The organism is Marinoscillum sp., assembly GCF_965229915.1.
Classification (GTDB): Bacteria; Bacteroidota; Bacteroidia; order Cytophagales; family Cyclobacteriaceae; genus Marinoscillum.
Map to the genome: position 1 here is coordinate 602,994 of NZ_CBDDJZ010000001.1, position 23,470 is coordinate 626,463.

Annotated in this window: 14 protein-coding genes; 6 read left to right on the top strand and 8 right to left on the bottom strand. The window is 44.2% G+C overall.

Annotated elements, in window-relative coordinates:
* Window positions 1-66: 66 nt before the first annotated feature.
* The 6 genes from ACO067_RS02655 to ACO067_RS02680 form a co-directional block, all read right to left on the bottom strand.
* Complete coding sequence (locus ACO067_RS02655; protein WP_421870395.1) at window positions 67-1,824, bottom strand: RagB/SusD family nutrient uptake outer membrane protein; 1,758 nt, start codon at window positions 1,822-1,824, stop codon at window positions 67-69.
* Window positions 1,825-1,852: 28 nt separating this feature from the next.
* Window positions 1,853-5,044, bottom strand: coding sequence for a SusC/RagA family TonB-linked outer membrane protein (locus ACO067_RS02660; RefSeq protein WP_421870398.1), 3,192 nt, complete (start codon window positions 5,042-5,044; stop codon window positions 1,853-1,855).
* A gap of 24 nt (window positions 5,045-5,068) precedes the next feature.
* Window positions 5,069-6,763, bottom strand: coding sequence for a bacterial Ig-like domain-containing protein (locus ACO067_RS02665; RefSeq protein WP_421870401.1), 1,695 nt, complete (start codon window positions 6,761-6,763; stop codon window positions 5,069-5,071).
* A 513-nt stretch (window positions 6,764-7,276) separates the two neighbouring features.
* Window positions 7,277-11,632 (bottom strand): two-component regulator propeller domain-containing protein, encoded by a 4,356-nt coding sequence (locus tag ACO067_RS02670; RefSeq protein WP_421870403.1) that lies wholly within the window; start codon window positions 11,630-11,632, stop codon window positions 7,277-7,279.
* Between the two features lie 46 nt (window positions 11,633-11,678).
* The gene (locus ACO067_RS02675) at window positions 11,679-13,925 is read right to left on the bottom strand and encodes a beta-L-arabinofuranosidase domain-containing protein (protein WP_421870406.1); all 2,247 of its coding nucleotides are present in this window, start codon (window positions 13,923-13,925) and stop codon (window positions 11,679-11,681) included.
* A 74-nt stretch (window positions 13,926-13,999) separates the two neighbouring features.
* Complete coding sequence (locus ACO067_RS02680) at window positions 14,000-15,940, bottom strand: glycoside hydrolase family 97 catalytic domain-containing protein (RefSeq protein ID WP_421870408.1); 1,941 nt, start codon at window positions 15,938-15,940, stop codon at window positions 14,000-14,002.
* Window positions 15,941-16,109: 169 nt separating this feature from the next.
* Here ACO067_RS02680 and ACO067_RS02685 point away from each other — a divergent pair, with 169 nt between their 5' ends.
* The 6 genes from ACO067_RS02685 (at window position 16,110) to ACO067_RS02710 (ending at window position 21,420) form a co-directional block, all read left to right on the top strand.
* Window positions 16,110-16,799, top strand: coding sequence for an NUDIX hydrolase (locus ACO067_RS02685; RefSeq protein ID WP_421870411.1), 690 nt, complete (start codon window positions 16,110-16,112; stop codon window positions 16,797-16,799).
* A 2-nt stretch (window positions 16,800-16,801) separates the two neighbouring features.
* Window positions 16,802-17,488 (top strand): FkbM family methyltransferase, encoded by a 687-nt coding sequence (locus tag ACO067_RS02690; RefSeq protein WP_421870415.1) that lies wholly within the window; start codon window positions 16,802-16,804, stop codon window positions 17,486-17,488.
* A 30-nt stretch (window positions 17,489-17,518) separates the two neighbouring features.
* The gene (locus tag ACO067_RS02695) at window positions 17,519-18,232 is read left to right on the top strand and encodes a hypothetical protein (protein ID WP_421870418.1); all 714 of its coding nucleotides are present in this window, start codon (window positions 17,519-17,521) and stop codon (window positions 18,230-18,232) included.
* On the top strand, window positions 18,229-18,807 hold the full coding sequence (locus tag ACO067_RS02700; RefSeq protein ID WP_421870421.1) for a uracil-DNA glycosylase family protein: 579 nt from the start codon (window positions 18,229-18,231) through the stop codon (window positions 18,805-18,807). The genes ACO067_RS02695 and ACO067_RS02700 overlap by 4 nt, the downstream gene beginning before the upstream one ends.
* Window positions 18,808-18,951: 144 nt before the next feature.
* Window positions 18,952-20,058, top strand: coding sequence for a glycoside hydrolase family 88/105 protein (locus tag ACO067_RS02705; RefSeq protein ID WP_421870424.1), 1,107 nt, complete (start codon window positions 18,952-18,954; stop codon window positions 20,056-20,058).
* 48 nt (window positions 20,059-20,106) lie between these two features.
* The gene (locus tag ACO067_RS02710) at window positions 20,107-21,420 is read left to right on the top strand and encodes a BNR-4 repeat-containing protein (RefSeq protein ID WP_421870427.1); all 1,314 of its coding nucleotides are present in this window, start codon (window positions 20,107-20,109) and stop codon (window positions 21,418-21,420) included.
* A 188-nt stretch (window positions 21,421-21,608) separates the two neighbouring features.
* Here the strand turns inward: ACO067_RS02710 and ACO067_RS02715 are convergent, their stop codons facing one another.
* Together ACO067_RS02715 and ACO067_RS02720 are read right to left on the bottom strand one after the other, a co-directional pair.
* The gene (locus tag ACO067_RS02715) at window positions 21,609-22,202 is read right to left on the bottom strand and encodes a hypothetical protein (protein ID WP_421870430.1); all 594 of its coding nucleotides are present in this window, start codon (window positions 22,200-22,202) and stop codon (window positions 21,609-21,611) included.
* Window positions 22,203-22,259: 57 nt separating this feature from the next.
* Complete coding sequence (locus ACO067_RS02720) at window positions 22,260-23,339, bottom strand: serine hydrolase domain-containing protein (RefSeq protein WP_421870433.1); 1,080 nt, start codon at window positions 23,337-23,339, stop codon at window positions 22,260-22,262.
* Window positions 23,340-23,470: the final 131 nt, after the last annotated feature.

Below are 23,470 nucleotides of genomic sequence, written 5' to 3' on the forward strand. Positions count from 1 at the left end.
TAAAGACTTCCCTATCGCCATTTGATGCCATGACGATAGGGAGTCCAACTTTTAGGTTGATGAAAACTAATCTAAGTCTACAACCGGATGTACTTTATACCCTTTTTCAAAGAATGCCGGTCCATTATCTTCGTTATTGTTGGCTGAATTGCCTGAAAGATTAGGATTGGCATTGAGTGTTCCCTGAAATATTGGGAAATACTCATTCCCTGGTGTGTAGGTATTGAATGAGGAGTTGCTAGCAGTAGCTTCAGTAAGCGGACTTGTGTTAGCCGTACCATCAGTCACATAGTAAGCATGCTCCACCATCTGTTGGCGACGACCTGCATCGTAAAAGAATCCCCATCTGATCAAGTCTCTACCACGACCGTTTTCACATCCAAATTCCTTTGGACGCTCCACGTTAGCAATTTGCTCAAACAAGTGGTCCGCTGTAGGGAAGTCTGCCAATTGCAAATCTGGAAGAGCTACTCTTCTACGCACCTGATTGATGTAATCAATAGCAACCTGAGTAGGTCCATTGATTTCATTTTCACATTCTGCTGCACGAAGCAATACGTCGCTATAGCGCATCAATCGAAGATTCACTCCACACTGCAGTCCATTGGTAATAGAAGCGTAAAGGTTATTTCTGGCATTGGTATGTTTAGCGATAGAAATACCACCTTGCGCATTGTTTGAAAGGGGAGTTTGAGTGATTTCTTCCTGATAAACAATGTTGCTTCTAGGATCACCATTAGGATAAGCCGCAGTAGGTATGTCTGTGTAAGCATTGTACTCAGGTTCGTAGGTCACCAAAGTCCAGTACAAACGAGGATCTAAACGTCCGTCTGTAGAGTTTTCTGCTTTGAACAGGTTATATAACCATGCTGAACCTGCCAGGTCACCCCAGCTTCCGAGTTCCTGAGAAGCATAGTTACTTTCAACAGCATGCCCTTGTGTTGCATCCGGACTGATATTAACTGGTGTCCACTCTTCGTCAGTACCTCCAGTTCCAAAGTTCATAAACTGAACCTCGAATAAGCTTTCAGCATTGTTTTCGGTGCTTTCTCTGAAGTTGTCACCATAATCTTCCATCAATCTGTAGCTACCATAGTTGCCAGCAATGATGTCTTGCAGGATTGGATATGCTTCAGAGTACTTCTGACGGAACATTAACGCACGAGCCATGTAACCAGCGGCTGCACCACTAGTAGCACGTCCTTGTGCCCACTCTCCACCAGCATCTCTGGAAGGCAACATCTCCATGGCCATACCGAAATCCTCTTCGATCTGATCAAATACTTCATCCTGCGAATTGTTAGGTGCATATAGCTTTTCCAGATCTGAATAATCCTCGTAACTGGTAATAAGCGGAACATCCTGGTAATAGGTAGCAAGATTGTAGTAAGCAAGAGCTCTTAGGAAACGTGCCTGCCCGGCTATTTCATTGTAAGACTCTTCTGACATCTCCACATCCTCGATGCTTGTCAATACAAAGTTGGCACGGCTAACCACGTGGTAGTTATCTCTCCATGGCCACTCATCTCCAATACCTATAGTACCGGGTGAATTGAAGTTATCATACTCCAAATACCACTGCTGAGAAGAGTTCCAAACTTCATCACCGCGGACTGCATCCAAGGTATAGCCTACCCTCGCAAACGTACCCTCAAGTCGGATACGATTGTAGCAGGCGATTATTACTTCTCTCAGATCGGACTCTGAATTTCCGAAATTAAATGTTGTTGGGTTGTTTGGATTCTCAACTACGAGCTCATCCTCACAGGCCGAAGAACACACGACCAAAACCAACATCGTAAGAATTATCTTTAAATTTTTCATATTGATACTAATTATTTGGATCGTTTATTTAGAATGAGAATTGTGCTCCCACAGTCAATACACGCGGTTGTGGATACGAAGCATAATTGTAACCAGGGGTATACAAACCACCAGAGAAATCAACGTTGTATCCTACGTACTGAGTGAATGTGAATAGGTTTTGACCTGTCACATAAACTCGCGCATTGCTGATGTACTCTCCAAACCATTTATTTGGGAAGTTGTAACCCACCTGAATGTTGGCAAGTCTTAAATAGGAAGCATTCTGAATGAAACGACTACTGAATGCGTCATTAGTAATATCTCCATCAGGTCTGTTAGCAACTCGTGGCACTGTAGTGCTAGGATTCTCAGGAGTCCATGCATCCAATAGTTCTACACTTTTGTTGAGCGCACCATAAGAGCTTCTTAAGGTCACATCCACAAAATCCACTACCTGGAAGCCACCAGCTCCGAATGCGAACACACTCACGTCGATACCTTTCCATTCTGCTCGTAGGTTCAACCCGTAGTTGAAATCTGGCAATCCACTACCTAAATAGGTTTGGTCTGCATTGGTGATTTGTCCATCATTGTTGATGTCAGCATAAGCTACATCACCTGGCTGAGCTCCGTTTTGAACAACGGCAGCTCCTTCTGAATTTACTCGATTGTCAATTTCATCCTGTGACTGGAAAATCCCTTCATAGACATATCCGTAGAATCGACCGATTTCTTGTCCTACTTCAGTGCGTGAGTTTCCGTCTGTACGTGGTAAATCATTTATACCCAACTTAGTCACTTCGTTGTTTAAAGTAGTCAGGTTGGCTGATACATCAAACTTGAAAGGACCATTGTCATAGTGATACGCTGCAGTAAACTCAAGACCTGAGTTGATCATGGTCGATGCGTTGAAGTTTTCACTTGTATTAGTAAATCCGCCCTGTGCAGGAATTGGAATACCATAGTGACCACCGATGGTTTCTGCTCTATACCAATCGAAAGTGAAATCTAAACTTCCCTGGAACATAGCAAGGTCCAGACCCACATCTATTGTTCTTTTCTTTTCCCAAATCAAGAACTCATTGTTGAAGTTAGATATGGCCGATCCATTGACTTTATTGTTGTTAAAGCTATAGGTATAATCCAATCTGGACATGGTAGCCATGTAGTCATAAGGGCCCAATACGTTGATGTTACCCAACTCACCATAACTACCTCTGAATTTCAGCAAGTTGATCAGGTTTTCTGAGACCGGAAAGAAACTTTCCCTGTCTAGTCTCCAACCTACTGACGCAGCTGGGAAGAGATCCTGGTTTTCATCTGGAGTCAATCGACTGGAACCGTCGTAACGTACCGTCGCTGACAGGTAATACTTCTGATCAAAATCATAGTTCAACCGTCCAAAATAAGACCATAGTACGGTTTCTTCCTGATAACTGTCCGAGTTGGTTTGTAAGGAATTATTGACCTGTAGGTAGTAGGGCTCAGTTAAGTTAACACCCTGGGCATTTACTGTTTCATCCGTACTTCGCTGGAAGGATGTACCGCCCACCACATTGATGTGATTTTTAGCGATGCTTGCATCGTAAGTCAGGAAGTTTTCGATAAGTGAAGTACCAATGTGTCGATTGGATTTAACCAGTTGTTCATTACTCTTCGTTAGGTAATTGGTGGTACTCTGAATGAATGCCGGTACGAAGGTAAACGACCTAACGGATGTGGTGTTGTATGAAAGGTTCAGGTTGTAATCCAGCTTGTGGTTCTTACTGTCGACACCAAACATGTCAAAGAAATCTACTGTAGCAGTGGCAGATCCAAGCAAACGATCAACCTTGGCATTTCTCTCCAACAAGTTGTTGGTAAGCAACACGTTAGTGACACGCAAGTCACCGTGGATGTCATCGTAGTAGGTACCATAGCCATAAGAATCATAAGAATACTGCGATGCAGCAGAAATCCTATCATCTAGCACCCATGTGGATGGATCATACGCCTTGATAGTAGGTGGTGTAATCAGCGCAGAAGCCATTACTGGATACTGTGCTCCATACAAACCTTGCACAAACTCGTTGGCATTACTCAATGCCATGTTGTCCTGATCACTTTTGCTGTAGACCAACCCTGTCTTCAAAGTGAGGAATTTCGCGTTCATGGTATTGTTCAGTCGGGCTGTATAACGCTCCAAATTAGGACCAGCTCCCTCAATAGTTCCTTCCTGTTTGAAGTAATCGAGTGAAAGGTTGTAGGTATTGTTTTCTCCACCACCGGATAAGTTCACGTGATGGTTTTGACGGACACCTGTTTTGAAGGCTTCTTCCTGCCAATCGGTATTCACCTCGTTTGGATCGATATAATCTGGGTGATTTGGATCATAACCATTAGGTACGTCCATGCCATTGTTGTTAAACGCCATGGTGATGTATCGTCCATACTCTTCTGAGTTCATCACCTCATACACACCATCTGGCACTCGGTCTACACCATAGTAACCGCTGTAGTCCACTTTCAAAGGTTGGTTTTTATCACCACGCTTGGTGGTAATGATCACTACCCCATTAGCAGCACGCGCACCATAAATAGCGGCTGCAGACGCATCTTTCAGTACTTGTACTGATTCAATATCATTTGGTGAGAAGTCACGAATAGTGTTCCCGATGATCACACCGTCAACAATGTACAGCGGTCTGGAATCTCCAAATGACCCAACACCTCGAATACGAATCTGAGGATCTGCTCCTGGCTGACCATCGCTCGTTACTCGTACACCTGCCACTTTACCTTGAAGGGTAGATGAAATGTTGGAGTTAGAGATTTTCTTCATCTCTTCCGTATCCACGATGGCCACCGAACCAGTCAAGTCGACTTTTTTCTGCGTACCATATCCTACCACTACTACCTCATTTAGTTCGGTCATATCTAGTGACATGGTAATAGAGCCTACGCTCGATCTGCCATTTACAGGAATCTCTACACTCTGGAATCCGATAAAAGAAACGACCAAAGTAGCGTCTTCAGGAACTTTGAGTGAGAAGTTTCCATCAATATCTGTGATGGTACCGTTATTCGCTCCTTTTTGCTGGACTGTGGTTCCTGGCAGTGCTTCACCACTTTCATCTACGATTCTTCCTGTGACAGTGATATCTGCCTCCTGGATCATCAGCTCAGTGCCAGAGCTCTCTGCGTATGCTGCTGGCGTGAGTGCCAGCAATCCCAACAGGATTATATATAAATATTTCATAGTTTAATGTTTTTAGCTTAGTGATTATTCAACGATTACGAGATAGGCTCTTTCCAGTACCAGTGCACAAGTCAAATCGGCACTGTCTACAGTGATGCCTTCATACAACTGGAAGTGTGTCTCCCCAGTAGCATAAGTCACGTCGTATCGAATATCTGCTGTATTGTCACCATTGTTAGTGACTGTGATTTCCACCCTAGATCCACTAATGTTAGCTGCAAACACATCAAAGTTCCAGTCATTAGAAAGTGTGGCTGTACCGTAACCATCGCCCCATCCAAAGTTGTCCATTCGCACTACAGCGTTTTCAGTACCGTCCGCTTTGCGAAGAATAGTACTTGGGCTATGCCAGTTATTCACTCCATTGGAATAAGTGTACATAGTGAACTTTTTACTACCCCCAGAAGCTACAGTGAAATCATCTGAGAACTCCGTCCACCAAGCTGTGGAGAAGTCAGTAGCACCTACCTGACTTAATCCCTGTACCAATGTCAATGGAACAGTGATGGTCACGGTACTGAATGCTCCCTCATATGATACATCAACAGTCTGTGCACCAGCTGCTGCTGGGATGGTTCCGAAATCCAGACTTTCATGAGGTATCACACCGGTGGTACCGTCAGAGTAAGTAGCCGTCACCTCTAATCCCTTTGTATTGAAGATGATCGGATCGGTATCAAAGAAATAGTAGGTAGTGATATCTGGCATGGAAGTGATCTCCAAGCTGGATACCGCATTGGTTACCGTCAGATTGTAATAGCTAGATACTGCCTGTGTGAATGCTCCTTGCTTGGTTTTATTATAAGCCACAATCACGGTTTTCTCTCCAACAGTGGTCATGTCAGGAATCACGTTGAATGATAGTTCTGCAGAATCAATGGCTGTAGAAGATCCATCTGCAAATGTTACGGTAGCAACACCGGCACCCCAGAAGTTCTCATTTCCTAACTCCACGGAAGTCGGTGTGCCAGACAGAGACAATGAAACCGGTTCAACATCTTCTATAGCTGTAACCTCAGAAGGGACCAAGAAAGCGTCTTGCATCACAAAATGACTGGCATCACATATTAAGAATACCGAAATATCTTCAGCACTTGCAACTGGTTGGTTATAGGTCATTACGAGTTCTGTACCTTCAGAACCGACTGCTGTTGCGGTCACAAAAACGTAACCAGTAGCCGAATAGTCGATTTCTATAGTCACATCGGCACCCTGCATGATCTGTCTGAAATCGTTCCAGATATCTCCATCTCCATCCAGGTCTGGATAGTTTTGTGATACCACGCCCAGGTCAAAATCCTCATTACCCCAACCGTATGCATCAGATCTAAGCACAAAATACTCAGCATAATTGTCCGCATCGCGATCAGGCTCGTTGGCTACAGCAAGATTCCAATTGTTCCAGTTGTTAACGCCAGAGCCATAGTTCTCGAATTTCATGATCATCTTCCTGTCAATAGGAATGGTGAAATAGTCCGAAAATGCAGTAAACCAGGCAGCACTGTTGTCTTCAGCTCCTACTATCTTGGTAGAAATATCTAAATACGTAGTATCTCCTGAGTTCTGTGCAGCTTTCGCGGCTGCAATGGAATCAATCCTGGCTTGTCGATCTGCGGGATCATCTATTTTGTAGATATCTACATCCTCACAACCAACTAAGCCAAATACTATTAAAACTGCCCCGAATAGAGCGCGTTTTATCAGTTTAGTTGTCTTCATAAAATTAAATTTGATTGAGTTCATTCTTTTGAAAATCTGTTGGCCAAATAGTTCGCAATTGTTCTTCCTCCTCAGTGGATTTGTGATCACAACTCTAGATCAGATGTCTGTCATTCACAGCTATCTTCACTTCTGGACAACACGTTAATTCGATTTACTTTACTTGGTATCAGTTGGTGAGCTGTGCAGCGTTTCGCACAACCCTCCTTTGCTCAGACTTGCCTGAGCGTGAAGGCTACTCTACTCCGGAACCAAAAGACAGGTCGCGAGAGAGATTTTAAATTTTGTAAAATGTCTCATAGGTTATCATTCAGGGTTATTAAATCGATGATTTAAGACGGCTATTTTTGCCATTTCTCTATCAAAGATGCGAGGAAGCGGATTTTTAGGGGTGGATAAATGTTTATAAAAGGTGGACAAACGTCTACAGCTTAAATTAAGTGTACTTTTTACATTAAATGTTGCAATCGTTTGTAACTTATTCAATGAAAAGGCACAATCGCTAGAGAATCGTTACTCCTCTACAAAGAAAGAATTGACAAACTCCTTGGGAGATTGACCGAATGTCTTACTGAACAGTCGGGAGAAATACTTGGGATCATTGTATCCTACACTGTAGGCTACCTCGGAGATATTGAGTTCGTTTTGCTGAAGCAACTGTTGGGCCTTCCTCATTCGCTGGTGGTTGATGAATTCAGCGGCAGACTGATCGGTCAGGCTAGTTAGTTTTTTGTGTAACAAGCTCCTACTGATGCCCATCTGATCTACAAACTCCTTCACTCCAAACTGAGAGTCTGAGAGATTTTGATTGACCGTTTCCAGGGCATGCTCAATGAACTTTTGGTCCTTGGCATTGGTAGTCACTTCTCGTGGTTTTAGCTCGCCAAACTGGCCAAACTGTTCACGCAACTGTTTGCGAGATGCTATCAGATTGGCCACACGAGCTTCCAGCAGATCAAAATTGAAAGGCTTGGCCAGGTAGTCGTCTGCCCCGATTTGCAAGCCTTCTATTTGATTCTCGATGGCACTTTTGGCCGTAAGGAGGATTATCGGTATGTGGCTGGTGATCAGATTGTTTTTCAGCGTGCCGCATAGCTCCAGTCCATCTACATTGGGCATCATCACATCACTGATAATGAGATCAGGCGTTTCTGACTCAGCCAGTTCGATCCCTGCTGCACCATCAGCAGCCTCTAACACATTGTAGGTTTCCTTTAAGCGCAAGGCTATGAATTTTCTGAGGTCGCTATTGTCTTCAACCACCAAAACGGTCGCTGATTTTTTTTCATTGAAGACACCAGTGGAAACATTTAGATCCTCTTGTTCGTGCTCCTCCTCCACTAAAAACTCACTATTTAGCAAGGCTACCTGTTCGTGGATATCTATACTTTCTGTGGTGTTATTTGAGATTTCAGAAGACTGATAAGCATTCTTCAAACAAGGGAATTGGATTTCGAATGTGGACCCATGGCCGAGCTCACTTTCTACGAATATATCTCCATGATGGGTCTTAATCAGCTCTTCTGTTAGTGCAAGACCAATACCGGAACCGCTAATTTTGAATGCCTCTTCGGACTCTATGCGGTAGAAACGCTTAAAAACCAATGGCAGATTCTCCTGGCTGATACCCATACCTGTATCGATCACTTTCAGACTTACCACAGGCTTATCCGACGAGGCAAACTCCTCATCCAGCTTGAGTCGTGATTGCTGCACAGATATGCCCTCAGCTATCAGTTTCACCACTCCATTTTGCCCGGTATATTTGAAAGCATTGGAAAGTAAGTTGTACAGCACATTTTCCATCTTCTGACTATCAAACCAAACTTCCTCGGGAAGATCCCTGGTCTCGAATGTGAAATCAATGGATTTGGTCTCTGCCAATGGCTTAAAGGCGGTAAAGATGTTGGCACAAAACTCTGCGATACTACCGCCATGAACATTCAACTCCAGCCTGCCCTTCTCAATCTTGCGAAAATCCATGATCTGGTTAATCAAATGAAGCAAACGCTGAGCATTTCGATTCATCACTTCCAGAGTACTCTTTACCTCCTCATTCAAACTTCGCTCTCTTAATAGCTTCTGGATGGGGCCAATGATCAACGTAAGAGGCGTGCGAAACTCGTGTGAAATATTAGTGAAAAAACTGAGTTTCAGCTGACTGACTAGTTTTAGTTTTTCATTCAGACTGATCACTTCATCACGCTGCTCGGCTATTTCCTTATTTTGACTTTCCAGCTTCTGGTTCTGACCTTCGATGAGGAGTTGTTTGGTCTCCAGATCGTCATTGTTCTTTTGAAGCTGTATTGCCTGATAAGATAAGGCCTCATTCTGTTGATTAATGCGTTCGGTTCTTTCTTTTACCTGCTTTTCAAGTAACCTCTTCTGACGCTTGAGGTTGTAGGTACGGAACCGCACATATCCAAAAATCACCGCAATAAAAGCCACCAAACTCAATCCCCTAAACCAGGTGGTATCCCAAAATGGTGGGTCGATATGAATGTCTATTTGCCTTACGGGACCGTTGAACTCACCATTGCTTCCTGAGGATTTGATCTTAAAAGTATAATTGCCTGGTTTTAGGTTGGTATAGGTAGCGTAGCGTCTATTGGAAGAAACGTAGTTCCATTCACTTTCAAAGTTCTCAAGGATATACGCATACCGAATCATTCCTGGTTCCTGGTAGTTAAGTGCAGAAAACTCAATTCCAAGTACCTTCTCATCATAGGATAGACTCAAAGAACTCGCTTCATAAATGCTCTCTTTCAGCACTTCCACTCCATTGTATTTTCTACCTGGCACCACAGACTCATTGAGTAGTCTAATATCCGTGATGGTCACTCCCGATCCTTTAGAGTCTTGCTGAATCCAGTCAGGATAAAAGGCGTCCATTCCATTCATCCCCCCGAAGTAGAGTTTGCCCTGAGTATTTTTGAAGACAGCTGACCAGTAATACTGATTGTTCAGAAAACCATCCGCCTTGAAGTAGTTACGAATGACCTCATTTTCGGGATTTAACCGGGACAAGCCATAGTCCGTAGACAGCCACAGGTTGCCGTGCTTATCCTCCTCTATACCATATACCACCGTGTTACTCAATCCATTGTTGGTACCATAAGCCTGAAAGGTGATGGAATCTCCCTTGGAAACAATCTTGTTGATCCCATGCCCATAGGTACCAAACCATATGGTGCCATCACTGGCTTGAAGCAATGAGATCACATAGTTACCACTAATACTGGATGGGTCATCATCATCATGCTGGTATTTAGACACTTCTATATCCGAATCAAAACCATCAGATGACTGCAGGTGATATAGGCCATTTCTGGTGCCGACCCATAAGCTATTTTCGTGATCAAATAACAAGCAACCAACATTAGTAATGCGGGTTGTGGTCTGATCTGAAAAAACTTCTTCATAAACATCTAGATCTGCCCGATATCTCGATATTCCGTCAAGTGTGCCCACCCAGAGGTTTCCCCGTTTGTCTTCTGTGAGGGATGAGATGAAATCTCCCGCCAGGCCAGGCCTGCCCTGATGCCGAATGAACTTACCAGTAGCCTTATCCATGATGTTTAAACCCGACCCCCACGTGGCTACCAACAACCTACCAGCACGATCCCGCCTAATAGCGGTAATGAAATCACTGGATATACCCTCTGGATCATTGGGATCGAACCGATAATGCTTGTATTTCCTGGTGGTCTTGTTGAACCGGTTGAGTCCTCCGCCGGCAGTACCTATCCAAAGATACTGTTCATCTTCATAGACACTATTTATAGTACTGACGGATAAGCTGTTAGGGTTGTCCGATAGGTGCTCGTAGTGCTCAATTTGGTTTTGTCCAGTGTTATAGTAATCTACTCCACCTCTTTCAGTTCCTATCCACAAATTGCCGGACGTATCCTTCAGCAGGCAATTCACAAAATCGTTACTAAGACTATGGTCAGCATTAGGATCGCTTTGGTAATTGGTAAAAGTGTAGGACTCTGTATTGAATTCGCTCAATCCACCAAGTGTACCTACTAACAAGTTACCATTGCCCAACTCCAGCATATCCATCACGGAATTGTGAATGAGACTATTGGGGTTGTTGGGTTGGTTTATAAATCCCTCAAATGCCTTGTCTGACTTTAAATAACGATAGAAACCGAATTCGGTGCCTATCCAAATATCTTTGTTCATGGTTTCGTAAATGGACAGAATCATATTCGAGCCCAAACCTGTACCATCGGCAACCGTAAAATGTTCCAGTCGATTGGTTTTCGAATCCTGTCGATACAAGCCATTGTCTGTACCAAACCATAGGTTATCCCACGAATCGACTAGCACCGAATTGACGATTTCTCCTTCCAATTCCTCTCCTAATGGTAAATGCTTGTTTACTTCAAAGGATCCATTTGCATCATTTATATGCAAAAAGACCACCCCTTTATCACATCCCACCACCAGCAAGGAGTCTTGATAAACCGCTAAATCACGTACTTCCACACTGCTGCCAAGCTTTGGCATTGCAGCATCTCTAAAGGAGTTTTTGGAATGAATAAACGTATGCAGACCAGTCCGGGTACCAATCCAGATATTGCCAAAAGGGTCTTCCTCTAACGCATATATGAAAGTCTCATCCAGTCCCGGGGTAGTGTGATCAAACACTTCGAAATCGTACCCATCGTATCTTGATAGGCCGTTCCAGGTGCCCATCCACAAAAAACCACGGCTATCCTGAAGCATGCAATCCACCAGATTTTGAGGTAAGCCGTCTTCAACAGTCAGGTGCTGAAACCGAGATCTGGTGGTCTGTGCATTCAAAACACCAAATGCTGTCAAACTCCATAAAATGAGCAAGAATTGGGGGTAGTTCTTCATTTATGTATCTGTACGCGGGTTATGCCAAACTTAATATAACTAATAACTATGGCTTTTCCGAAAGTAACCGCACATCATAAATGCGAGGCATCCATTTATCCGCTGGTGCTGAGATGGTTACTTTCATGTTCTTCAAACCCTGTATAGAAAGATATTGTTCTCCAATTCCCTGATCCAGTTGGTAAACTTCTAACTCCTGATCATTTATCTGAATACTAAGTTCATTTCCCTGATCTGCGTCGTATTGGACCCGCAGGTACTTTGCTTTTCCAGACTTGTTGCTCAATGAATAGCTAAACCATCCATTGCCCGCTCGCCAATAGCGCTCATTGGATCCATAACCCATCCAGGTATCTTTTCCTTTAAATTCATGTTCGGACTCTGGTTGCTGCTCTCCCGGGCTCACCTGATCTACAGTGATCTTACGAAGTGCCAACCGCTCCTTCTCCTTAGCTGCCGTCTCGTCTATCATGCGTTCCAAACCCGCAGAATCAACAAACGGCCAATACAGCATGTAGCGCGCTTCATGAATGGAATAAAACGGCACGAGTTCTAAAGAATTGACCTTTCCATACAAATCGTCTATCTGATAGTTAGTTGGTGTGACTTTCGTCAAGTGCTGTAGCAATTCATTTGGCGCACTCACCACCACAGGCGCTTTATCAATAGAATAAAATTCTCCGTTGGCCACATGTCCCATACGACTGTCATCTGCAAAAAGGCCCTCCAAATCAGTGGTATCTGTCACTGCAGCCAATACCACCGGACCTGCCTTGAATGCCACCCAATTGGAACTATCCGGTAGCTGCTCGTAGGTCAGCTGCATCGGCAAACTGATCTCCACCACATCACCATCCTGCCAGGTGCGATCTATTGTCAGGTATCCGTCGGCTAGTTGATTGAAAGTCTTGTCCGCTACGGTTGCTGACATGGTGCCGTCTATCCAATCCGGCACGCGAATGCTCAATGTGAACTGTTTTGGTGATTCCAATGAGATGATGAGTTGTGATGCTTCTTCTTCTGGAAATTGCGTTTTTTGAGAAACTTTTATTCCATTTTCCGACCAATTCAGAGTAGACGGAATGAACAAATTCACGTAGAGGTTATCCCCTTTGTGTGTATAAATCAGCTCGCCGTATTTGGTGTGATTTTCAATCCCGGAACCCACACAACACCACATGGCCTGATGTGGCTGTGAATACACTCGATAATGTCTTGGTCTGGCAGGAGTAAAGTAGACAAACCCACCATCTGGGTGCTGAGAAGATAGAATGTGATTGTACTGTGCACGTTCGTAGTAGTTCAGGTACTTGGTCTCCTCATCAGCGAGGAACAACTCTTTAGAGAGACGCATCATGTTATAAGTGTTACAGGTCTCTGGACCTTGCTCGGAAGTGATCATCGGTCTGAAATTATCCGCGCTATGGAAATGTTCGCGCACACTGTTGCCGCCAATGGCAATTGACCGGTTATTCACTACCGTATTCCAGAAAAACACCGAAGCATCATGCCATTGCTGATTACTTGACTCAGCGGCAACTCGCTCATAACCAATCACTTTAGGGATTTGGGTATTGGCATGCATTCCGGTAAGTTGATCCTTGTTTTCCAACAATGGATTGAGCAGTACCTGATGCGAAAGCTTGTGTGCCATGTCCAGGTACTTTTGATCACCTGTTGCTGCATAGAGATCTGCAAAAACCTCATTCAGTCCTCCATGTTCACTTTTGAGCATCTGCTGAATTTGCTCGTTTGAAAGGTTGGCGGTCATAGTCATCCACCAATCCGACAAGTCCTTCCACATGTCAAAGGCCAACTCTTTGTCCGCATACCAGTAGGCATCTCTCAGTCCCGCAAAGATCTTGTGAATGTTGTAAAGTGGTACCCATCGATCATTCAGTGAGAAGAAATCGGCTCGGATATCTCCTGCGCTAATCTCCTCCCATATCACCTCACCATCAGGGATCCCAGCAAGATACCCATTCAAATTAGCATCCTGCGCTTGCTTCAACTGAGCAAGCATGTAGTTGATTTCCTGATCCAATGTATCGCTACCAGTAGCGGCATACATCATACTTAGTGCAGACAGGTAATGTCCACCAATATGACCATTAAGTCCACTCCCCTCCCAGTTGCCATAGCCTGGTTTGACTGGATCCAGACCAGCCTCAATCAAGTATGGAGCCAACAATTTGTCCACATCCATTTCCAGGATGTACTGCAGGTCAGTCTGCTGTGCTTTTTTGAAAGGTCCATCTTGTAACCGCACCTGATCCAGTCGGAAGCTTTGCATCGATTGGGGCTCCTCTGACTGCTTTGCACACGAAATCAGGGTAATTGATAAGATTAATACTGTTAAATACTTTATCATTTCACTTTCATTACAAATCCACCATTTGCCTTCAGGCCAATCTCGAAATCACCCGAGATGGCTACTTCTTCTCTAATAAATTCAGGATGAGCTGGTCCGTCAGTGATCATGAAGCCGGAGGCACCATTGAGGAAACTCAAATCGAGAGTAAGCTTTTTATCAACCTCCTCACCATTGATTCCTGACACAAACCAGGTATCTCCAGCTCGTCGGGCAATGACTGCCAGCTTACCTGGATACCCCTCGATGAATCGGGTTTCATCCCATAGAACAGGAATGTCCATCAAGTACTCTTGCACATAATCAGGCACTGATTCCATTCCAGAGGGGATCTCTGCAATGTGCTGAACACCAGACAGGAACAACGTGGGTAATGCCAACTCAAACCCATTGGTAGTCATACGCTCGATATTGGGGATATCCGAAAAACACATCGGTGTGAAATCCATCGGGTCAAAGGCATTTCGAGCGAATGGTAGTATCGCTGAATGATTGGCTTCCAGATTGGCATTTTCCTGAGTGAAGGTGATGAACTCAAAACCTTTGATGGACTCCATTGTCATCAGATTTGGATACGTTCTTTGCCAACCTCTCGGTAGCGTAGCCCCATGGAAATTGACCAGTAACTGATGCTTGGCGGCATCCTTTAATATATCATGATAGTATGCGATCATGCTCTGTCCATCACCACCAAAAAAGTCAATTTTAACTCCGGCTATGCCCCACTCCTTTAGTTTAGCAAATTCTTCCTCGCGCTGTTCGTGGGTCAATAGTTTGCTCCTCGGATGATAAGGTGTGGTGTTCCATTCTCCGGCCGAGTTATACCAAAGGATCAAGCCTACATCTTTGGAACGGGCGTATGCAGAAAGCTCTTGCATGCGTTCTGCACCTATAGTTGTATCCCAGTTCACATCTATCAGGCAATACTTCCAGGTCATCCGGTTGGCATAATCGATGAATAGCTTCGACGTATCATAGTTTACAGAGTTATCCTTGAGAAGTGCCCAGCTCCAACTCGCCAAACCAGGCTCAATGTAGTCGGTCGCTGTATCGATCGCTGGGGCAGCCAGGTCCGTACCCAAGGTGGACTCTACGATAGTAGCTAAACTACCAATGGTGATGATCCGCCATGGGCTTACTTGGGGTTCCAATGGAAGGTGTCCTAGATCTGTAAACACCTCTACCGCAGGTGGAAACCCGATTTTCATTACTCTGGTAACTGTATCCGCAACTAAACGAGATCCGCAGTAATCAGAACCAAGATTAGATTCAGTGATTAATGCCCAGGCATCATCCAACTCAAAGAGTGTGGGAAATATCCATCCGGCACCAAGTGGTGAGGCCGTCCCGACAGGTATAGCTTGCTCATAATGCTCTTCATAAGATGGGTTGGATTGCTGCCAACCGGTTTTAGCCACTGACATGGGCTGTGCAAACATCCTGGTGGTTTTGGGGAAATTAAAGGAAGTCAACTCCTCCTCTACGACCGCTCCCGATTCTACCGGAAACTCATATCGAAAAGCTACACCATCATCGCTCACGCGAAATACAATGCTTAATTGCTGACCAGCGTCATTCTTCAAACTGAATGACTGTTCATTGTATTGATAGTCAATAGCCGCTTGCTTTCCCTGCAGCATGCTATACTGCTCCTTTTTTGGGACGATTGATGAAACGCTGACTAACTCCAGCTGATCCATAAAACTGTAAGAAGAACCTTTTATACCAAGAGAAGAAGAATTCAGAATGATGGATTTACCCTTGTGAACTTGATAAATAGGTTCACCAGACGAGTTAATACTGACTTGAACCTTCAACTGTCCATTGGGGCTTGACAACTCATAGCTCCCTGTTGAACTGGCACAGGCACCCATGATTGCTACAAAAAGAACCGTATGCAGCCAAATGGTTGTAGATTTGATCAATCTTTCCAACATAAAAGGATCTTAAGGATTAGTTTTTATTAAGTGTATTATATACATTTATAAATGTAGAAAATATTATTCGTTAATAAAATTGAAGTTTAATTTTATTTCTGACTGAAATCAGATCAACGAGCCCTACGATTTTGAGAATTTCATAATTTAGCGCGATTTCATAAAGCCTATGGTTAGCAATTATCAAGACCAGACCCAGCTTTTAGTAGCTGTAGACTGCATCATATTCGGATTTGACAAGGAAGAGTTGAAAATTCTATTGATCAAACGAAATTTCGAGCCGGAAAAAGGCAAATGGTCACTGATGGGTGGTTTCCTGCAACCGGATGAAACTTCCGAAGATGCTGCCAATCGCGTACTGGAGACGCTAACTGGTCTTCACAATGTCTATTTGGAACAAGTACATGCGTATACTGACCCTAAGCGAGACCCAGTAGAGCGTACTGTTTCCATCACCTATTACGCGCTGATCAATATTGAAGATCACAATGAAGAACTGACCAAACAGCATTCGGCACAGTGGTTTAGCCTAAAAGAAACTCCAGAACTGATCTTTGATCACCAGCAGATGGTTAATCACGCTATCAATCGCTTGCGATATAAGACTTCTGTACAGCCGATTGGCTTTGAGCTGCTACCGGAGAAGTTCACCATGAGACAGCTACAGCGTCTCTACGAAACCATCCTCAATGAGGAAATCGACAAGCGCAACTTTGCGAAAAAAATCAACCAGCTGGACGTGCTCATCAAGCTGGAAGAAAAAGACATGAGCAGCAGCAAAAAAGGCTCGTTTCTCTTCACTTTTGACAAAGACAAGTACGAATCAAAAGCGAGAAATGGCTTTGCTTTCAAGTTATAAGAATGAATTTCTGGGCCAAGTTTCGCGCACTGCATCGCTTCTGGCGGTACCGACTGAGTTCTGAAAAGGACTCGTTGACTTTCCTTCACTCACTTTCCTTAAAAAACACCCTGACTATGGATATCGGCGCCAACAAAGGAGCTTATTCGTTTTGGCTGTCAAAGGCAGTTGGTACTGGTGGCGAGGTATGGGCCTTTGAACCACAACCCGAACTGGGCATCTACCTGGAGCAAATCAGGCAAGATTTCCACCTTCACAACCTTCGAGTGTTTAATCATGCGCTCTCGAAGAATAGCGGAGCATTGAAGCTCGACCGAAAGCATGCCGGCCATGGAGGCGCCAGGGTATCAGCAGAAGGCCAACTATCCGTTCCATCAATCACGCTGGATAGTCTGTTGCCGGAAGTAGAACGGCCTATTTCCTTCCTCAAATGTGATGTGGAAGGCCATGAACTTGCAGTCGTGGAAGGTGGAAAAATGCTTCTTAACCAACATCAACCAATCCTCCAATTAGAAATCCATCATGAAGCCATGCTGAAGGGCAAAGTCATCCATTTTTTAGAGGAGTTGGGTTATACTGGACATTTTATGCAGCATGGTAAGCTCTACCCGATTAGCCTATTCGATCAATTCGACTATCCCCGCTCAGATACACACCGTAATTATTTATTCTTTCCGAGTGAATCTTAATGGCTAACTTCAGGGAATAATGCAACTGACATGCCTTTAAACAAAGCATTTGGCAATTACCTGTTTGAAATTGTGGTCATTTTCATAGGGATCACGGCTTCTTTCATTTTTGATGAAGTCCGCCAAAATTGGGAGAAAAACAACCAGGCCATTGAGATGATGGAGTCTCTGGTGGTGGAACTGGAGCGTAGTGATGAGTACCTGCTATACATCGATACTACCTATTGGCAAACAGAAGCTCTTCTTCAGAAGTACTTGCAGGAGGATGACATGTCACTGGAAGAATTCAATGACCTGATCTACAACCTGACTGAAGAAGTCTCCAAAGCCAGGCTGAGCAGCATATCTTCCTTTATTTACAGCTTTTCTTCTACAGATGAGATCAATATTTTGAGCAAAAACAAAGAGGTGCTTCGCTATCTAAGTTTTCTGGAAAGCCTCTTAGAGGAGCATGCAGACCTCATCATGGAGGTTAATGACCATTCCAAATTATTCTGGCCATATCTTGAAGAAACAGGCTGGACCAATGTACTGGTCAACAATGAAATCTATAGCTTACAAGATACCACGACCATGTTCTTGCCGATGCACGAAGACCTGGAAATTGCAAATCATGAAGAGCTGAAGAGTCTTATGAAGTGGTCATATCTGAAACTCCTAAGACTACAGCAAGTCAACAACGCGCTGCACTACCAAACAGAAAACTTGATTGCCGAATTAGAGAAAGTTATCCAGCCTGAATGAAAGAACTGCTTGATGAGATCACCTCTTGTAACCTGTGTGCAAAGTATCTGGAACTTGGTCCCAGACCGGTAATGAGTGCTCATCCTGATAGCAAGCTGGTGATTATCGGCCAAGCTCCCGGAACCAGAGTACACGCTACAGGTATCCCTTGGAATGACCCCAGCGGAAAAAATCTGCGTAAATGGATGCAGATCAGCGATGTGGACTTTTACAATCCAGAAAAGGTGGCCATCATACCAATGGGTTTCTGCTACCCGGGCAAAGGCAAATCAGGAGACTTGCCGCCCCGACAAGAATGTGCACCGAAGTGGCACCAACAACTACTAGACCTCATGCCGAATGTTCGATTGACTTTGCTGATTGGACTGTATGCTCAGAGGTATTATCTCGGCGATGAGATGAAAAGCACGCTCACTGAAACTGTAAGTAATTTTCGGGAATACCTACCAGAATATTTGCCATTGCCACACCCATCGCCTCGCAACAACATCTGGATGAAGAAGAATCTATGGTTTGAACAAGAAGTATTGACAGATCTCAGAGAACAGGTGGGAAAGATCCTCGAGGCTGATTAATTTCAGTAATAATCCACCAATTGAAGACATAAGTACACCTGCTTCGCAGTAGTAATGAACACTTTTATACACGCTTTTGAAAGCGAATACTTTTTTGCGAACTTTTTAACATTTTTAAAGTCAACAACATCATAATAATCGACCATGAACAAACTTAAAATAGCCCTGGCTCTCACACCGATTTTACTGTGTACCATATTATCGGCTCAAAAAATCAAACCTAAGGATGTAAGGAAAGACATGAAACGTGTTGCCGACTGGCAAATCGAGCACTATAAGGATCCTTATACCTGGGATGAAGTGCATCATCCGCTGGACTGGACGAATGGCGCCCTTTATGTAGGAATGGTCAAGTGGGCTCAAATGGCCAATGACGACACCTACTTCAACTGGCTGAAAGGAATCGGCGAGGAGCAAGAGTGGAAGCTATGGGAAAGAACCTACCATGCAGATGACCACACGGTGGGCCAAATGTATTGTGAACTGTACCGAAAATATGGTGATGAAAAAATGATCGAGCCTACACAAAAGCAGTTCGATTTTATCATGTACCACCCTTCTCAAAGTAAGCTGAACTGGGGAACGCCATTCCATCAGGATCGATGGAACTGGTGTGACGCCTTGTTCATGTCGCCTCCCGTTTGGGCCAAGCTATACAAAATCACTGGAGAGAAAAAGTACCTCGACTTTATGGTATCAGAATACCAAGCAACGACCAATTTTCTATTCGATACCGAGGAGAACCTGTATTACCGGGACGAGAGTTTCATGGGCAAACTGGACAATGGCACCAAGATATTTTGGGCACGAGGCAATGGGTGGGTCTTTGCCGGACTGGCCAACATTCTGGCGGAACTTGATCCCGAAAGTGATGAATATGCATACTTCCTGGGCATCTATAGAAAAATGGCCAATAAGCTGATTGACATACAAACTCCACAAGGACATTGGGCCATGAGCCTCTTAGGGCAAGATTTCTATCCTACCCCTGAGACCAGTGGCTCTTCGTTTTTCATCTTTGGTTTGGCCTGGGGAATTAACAACGGTATTCTTGATTATGACACCTATGAACCTGCCGTGCGCAAAGGATGGAACGCCATGACCAGCTACATTACGAAAGAAGGAATGCTGGGATATGTACAGCCTATTGGAGCCGGTCCGGGCAAAGCATGGCCGGATAAAACCGAAGTTTACGGTACAGGGGCCTTCTTAAGTGCAGGATCTGAAGTGTACAAGCTCTATAGCAAGTAACCACATTAGAACCATCTCGGAAATCTAATCTCCAGACTTAATGGATTCATGTTTATGATTCAAAAGATTCCTACTTACGTGTTATTCAGCCTGGTGTTCGGGCTTGTGTTCCAACTTAAGGTAACAGCCCAACAGAGCGGCTACCTCACCAACGATGGTACGTGGTGCTGGTTTTCTGATCCTCGTGCGGTGATGATTGATGGAAAAGTCGTCACCGGTTGGGTGAAGGAAAATGGAACAGTGGAGGCTGCACAATTTGACCTGAGCGATCAATCAACCACGACAAGCGAGTTGTATTTTATGCTCGAAAAGGACGACCATAACAACCCTGCTTTTGCTACGACTGCATCAGGTGATGCAATAGTGATGTATACCCGTCATGCTTTCAAAGACCTGTTTATCAATCGACTAACGATTAATGATGACCAGTTTCGTTCTACAGGAGCGCAACTAATTCACCCCATCACAGCAGAGGAACTTGATAAATTCCCCAGAGAGACGATTACGTACGCCAACCCCTACCGATTAGCAAATGAGGATAACAGAATCTATTGCTTTGGTCGGTGGACTGGTTTTAAGCCAAACATCATGTGGTCAGATGATGATGGCATGACCTGGTCAAAAAGTAAAGTGATGATTACGAACTATCCATTTGATGGGAACAACAGACCTTATGTCAAATACTACTCGGATGGTCAATCCAGAATTCACATGGTCTTTACCGATGGTCACCCGAGAGTGGAACCGACTAACTCGGTGTACTATGCCTATTATGAAAATGGCGCTTTTTTCAAAGCCTCAGGTGAGAAGATTTGCACAATAGATGAGTTGCCTTTTGAACCAAAAGATGCCTCTGTAGTCTTTACGTCCAATCCTGAGGATGGAAGAGCTTGGGTGGCAGATATTGGTGAGGACGAAAATAACCATCCCGTCATCCTCTACACCAGGAGTCCCGAAGAATCCAATCACGAATACTGGTATGCAAGCTATTCTAAAAAAGGCTGGCAGGATTATAAAATTTGCGATTCGGGTCCATGGTTTCCACAAACTCCGGAAGGCACTCGTGAAAGAGAACCTCATTACTTTGGAGGGATGACCATACACCCGGACGATGCCTCGGTGGTTTATTTATCCCGACAGGTGAATGGAGTGTTTGAAATCGAGCGCTGGCAAACGAATAACCAGGGCAAATCATGGAAGTCTAAAGCGGTCACCCAGGAATCGGAATACGATAATGTGCGACCGTATGTACCAAGAGGATTAGACAAGGCAGATAAGGAAGTGGTACTGTGGATGGAAAACCAGAAATACATTCACTATACCGATTATAAGACCTCCGTCAAATATGCCATTCAAGAGTGAGGCATAAGAATTTGGGGAAATCGAGAGTGACGATGTAATGGTTTGGACAGAAACAACATCTGGATGAGAAAAATCCATGGTATAAAGAACTGGTTCTTGGTGAACTCAGAATCGCGGTAAAGAAGTGCTTCGTGGGGTAACTCTATACTGATAGTATTCTTTTACTAATGTACAAATATCAAACTCTACTACTCCAATTGAAAGCCAAAACCATCTTCCTCGACCTTATAGTTCACATCAATTTGTGGATTTGCCTCCATGTATGATTGCATCACCAAAGGATCGTAGTGGTTTCCAATCACATTTAAGCTTTTGAGATTGGTCAACGAACCTAGCTTAGGGAGCTCCTTCGTCAAGTCCAGTTTATTCATGGATAGATTTAGCTTATTCAGACTGGTCAAATTAGCAATTGACTCAGGGAGTGTGTGGATATCCAGGTTAGTCAGCGTCAACGATCGCAAGTTTTTGAGTTCGCCAACGGATTCTGGCAAATGACGAAAGGGTTTCTTGAGTTCACGAGTTTCATACCACGAAATTGGTGGATAGGTAGACCAACTGCCCTCAGGTTTATCCAACCTAATCGTCAAATCCTTCACCTGGGTTAGCTCACTTATAGTTGATGGGATATCATAGTAGTCTTGCCTGTCAGTCGGCACTCCAAGTTCGTCTAAGTAAATCACGACGGCTTCTTGGTCTTGGTATTCATCCATTGCAAAGATGTTTTCGGGATTATGACAACCTGCTAAAGTGAATAGAAGGGCCGGAAATAGAACATACTTCATGTCTTTCAAGATAATCAATAACCAATTAAAACGGATTTCAACCTCAAGCCAAGTATGTCAATCCCCTAGGGCCGGCAAAATCACTTTACTGGCAATCATAAACGGTAGCTTGTCCTCTTGAGAGTTGTAGGCTCCTCCGGTAAAAACCAGGACCAAATCCAACTCTGGAAATAGCATCAGGTATTGCCCGCCATTACCTGTGGCAGTCTGGGCAATGTAGGTCTGGTCATCAGCCTCCAATGGAATAGACCACCAGAAGTAGCCATAATCCATACCTGAAATCTGAGTTTTGGTAGTAGTCATCTCTCTAATCCAATCCGATGAAACGAGCTGTTGACCATTCCACTTGCCTTGATTGAGCGTCAGCAAACCGATCTTAGCAAAATCTCGAGAAGTCATGTACAAGCGCTTGCCGGAAGGAATCACTTCTTTATTGGAAGTGTGTCCCCAGTTATAATTGGTAATGTTCATGGGATCAAACAGGTACTTTTTAGCAAATGCATCTATGGACATGCTGCTACTCTGGCTAATGATCTCTGCAACTAGTATCGCACCCATGGAGCAGTAATTGGATACCGTTCCAGGATCATTGATCATGGGTAGGTCCAGCGTGTGTTGGATCCAATCCGACTTTCGGTAAACTTTGTCTTCCTGGCCTTTCGATTTTTTGTTCCAATCGTTGCAGTCCCACCCTGGCGACATGGTCAGTAAATGCCGAATAGTGATTTCCGATTTGCGACTGTCCAGGTTCTTTTGAGGACGCTGGCTGAGGTACTTTTCAATCGGGTCATCTACACTCTCCACAAAACCCTGATCTATGGCAATGCCCATGAGAAGCGCTCGAATGCTTTTGGTAGCAGATCGCAAATCATGGGGTTCATCTGCCGTCTGACCATTTAGATATTCTTCTAAAATGAGCTGATCGTTCTTGACTACCAGTACACTATGCAGTTTATTTCCTCCACTGTGTAGCTGACTGAATAAATGATACAACCGACTGGTGTCCTGCGCATAATCAAGCCAATTGGCAGTAGACCAGCCGTCATCAAGCTTTTCGGGAACAGAATAGGTGTAAGAATTCTGTGCTTGACTGACAATAGAAAGACAAAGTGAGGTAAGCATTAGGAGGTTTTTCATGATGGAGATTTGAACGGGAATGAATGGAGAACGTTTCCAGCTCACATCTCGGGTAGCATCAGACGTGACGAAACGACAGCCGCTCCCACAGCTTTCTCACCCGATACCTAAGCCAGGAAAGAAATTTAAGG

What these genes read in the sequence shown, in the direction of transcription:
- ACO067_RS02655 (WP_421870395.1), bottom strand. Translation starts at nt 1,824, where the DNA reads ATGAAAAATTTAAAGATAATTCTTACGATGTTGGTTTTGGTCGTGTGT.
- ACO067_RS02660 (WP_421870398.1), bottom strand. Translation starts at nt 5,044, where the DNA reads ATGAAATATTTATATATAATCCTGTTGGGATTGCTGGCACTCACGCCA.
- ACO067_RS02720 (WP_421870433.1), bottom strand. Translation starts at nt 23,339, where the DNA reads ATGAAAAACCTCCTAATGCTTACCTCACTTTGTCTTTCTATTGTCAGT.
- ACO067_RS02695 (WP_421870418.1), top strand. Translation starts at nt 17,519, where the DNA reads ATGCCTTTAAACAAAGCATTTGGCAATTACCTGTTTGAAATTGTGGTC.
- ACO067_RS02700 (WP_421870421.1), top strand. Translation starts at nt 18,229, where the DNA reads ATGAAAGAACTGCTTGATGAGATCACCTCTTGTAACCTGTGTGCAAAG.
- ACO067_RS02675 (WP_421870406.1), bottom strand. Translation starts at nt 13,925, where the DNA reads ATGCAAAGCTTCCGACTGGATCAGGTGCGGTTACAAGATGGACCTTTC.
- ACO067_RS02665 (WP_421870401.1), bottom strand. Translation starts at nt 6,763, where the DNA reads ATGAAGACAACTAAACTGATAAAACGCGCTCTATTCGGGGCAGTTTTA.
- ACO067_RS02670 (WP_421870403.1), bottom strand. Translation starts at nt 11,632, where the DNA reads ATGAAGAACTACCCCCAATTCTTGCTCATTTTATGGAGTTTGACAGCA.
- ACO067_RS02690 (WP_421870415.1), top strand. Translation starts at nt 16,802, where the DNA reads ATGAATTTCTGGGCCAAGTTTCGCGCACTGCATCGCTTCTGGCGGTAC.
- ACO067_RS02705 (WP_421870424.1), top strand. Translation starts at nt 18,952, where the DNA reads ATGAACAAACTTAAAATAGCCCTGGCTCTCACACCGATTTTACTGTGT.
- ACO067_RS02710 (WP_421870427.1), top strand. Translation starts at nt 20,107, where the DNA reads ATGTTTATGATTCAAAAGATTCCTACTTACGTGTTATTCAGCCTGGTG.
- ACO067_RS02685 (WP_421870411.1), top strand. Translation starts at nt 16,110, where the DNA reads ATGGTTAGCAATTATCAAGACCAGACCCAGCTTTTAGTAGCTGTAGAC.
- ACO067_RS02680 (WP_421870408.1), bottom strand. Translation starts at nt 15,940, where the DNA reads ATGTTGGAAAGATTGATCAAATCTACAACCATTTGGCTGCATACGGTT.
- ACO067_RS02715 (WP_421870430.1), bottom strand. Translation starts at nt 22,202, where the DNA reads ATGAAGTATGTTCTATTTCCGGCCCTTCTATTCACTTTAGCAGGTTGT.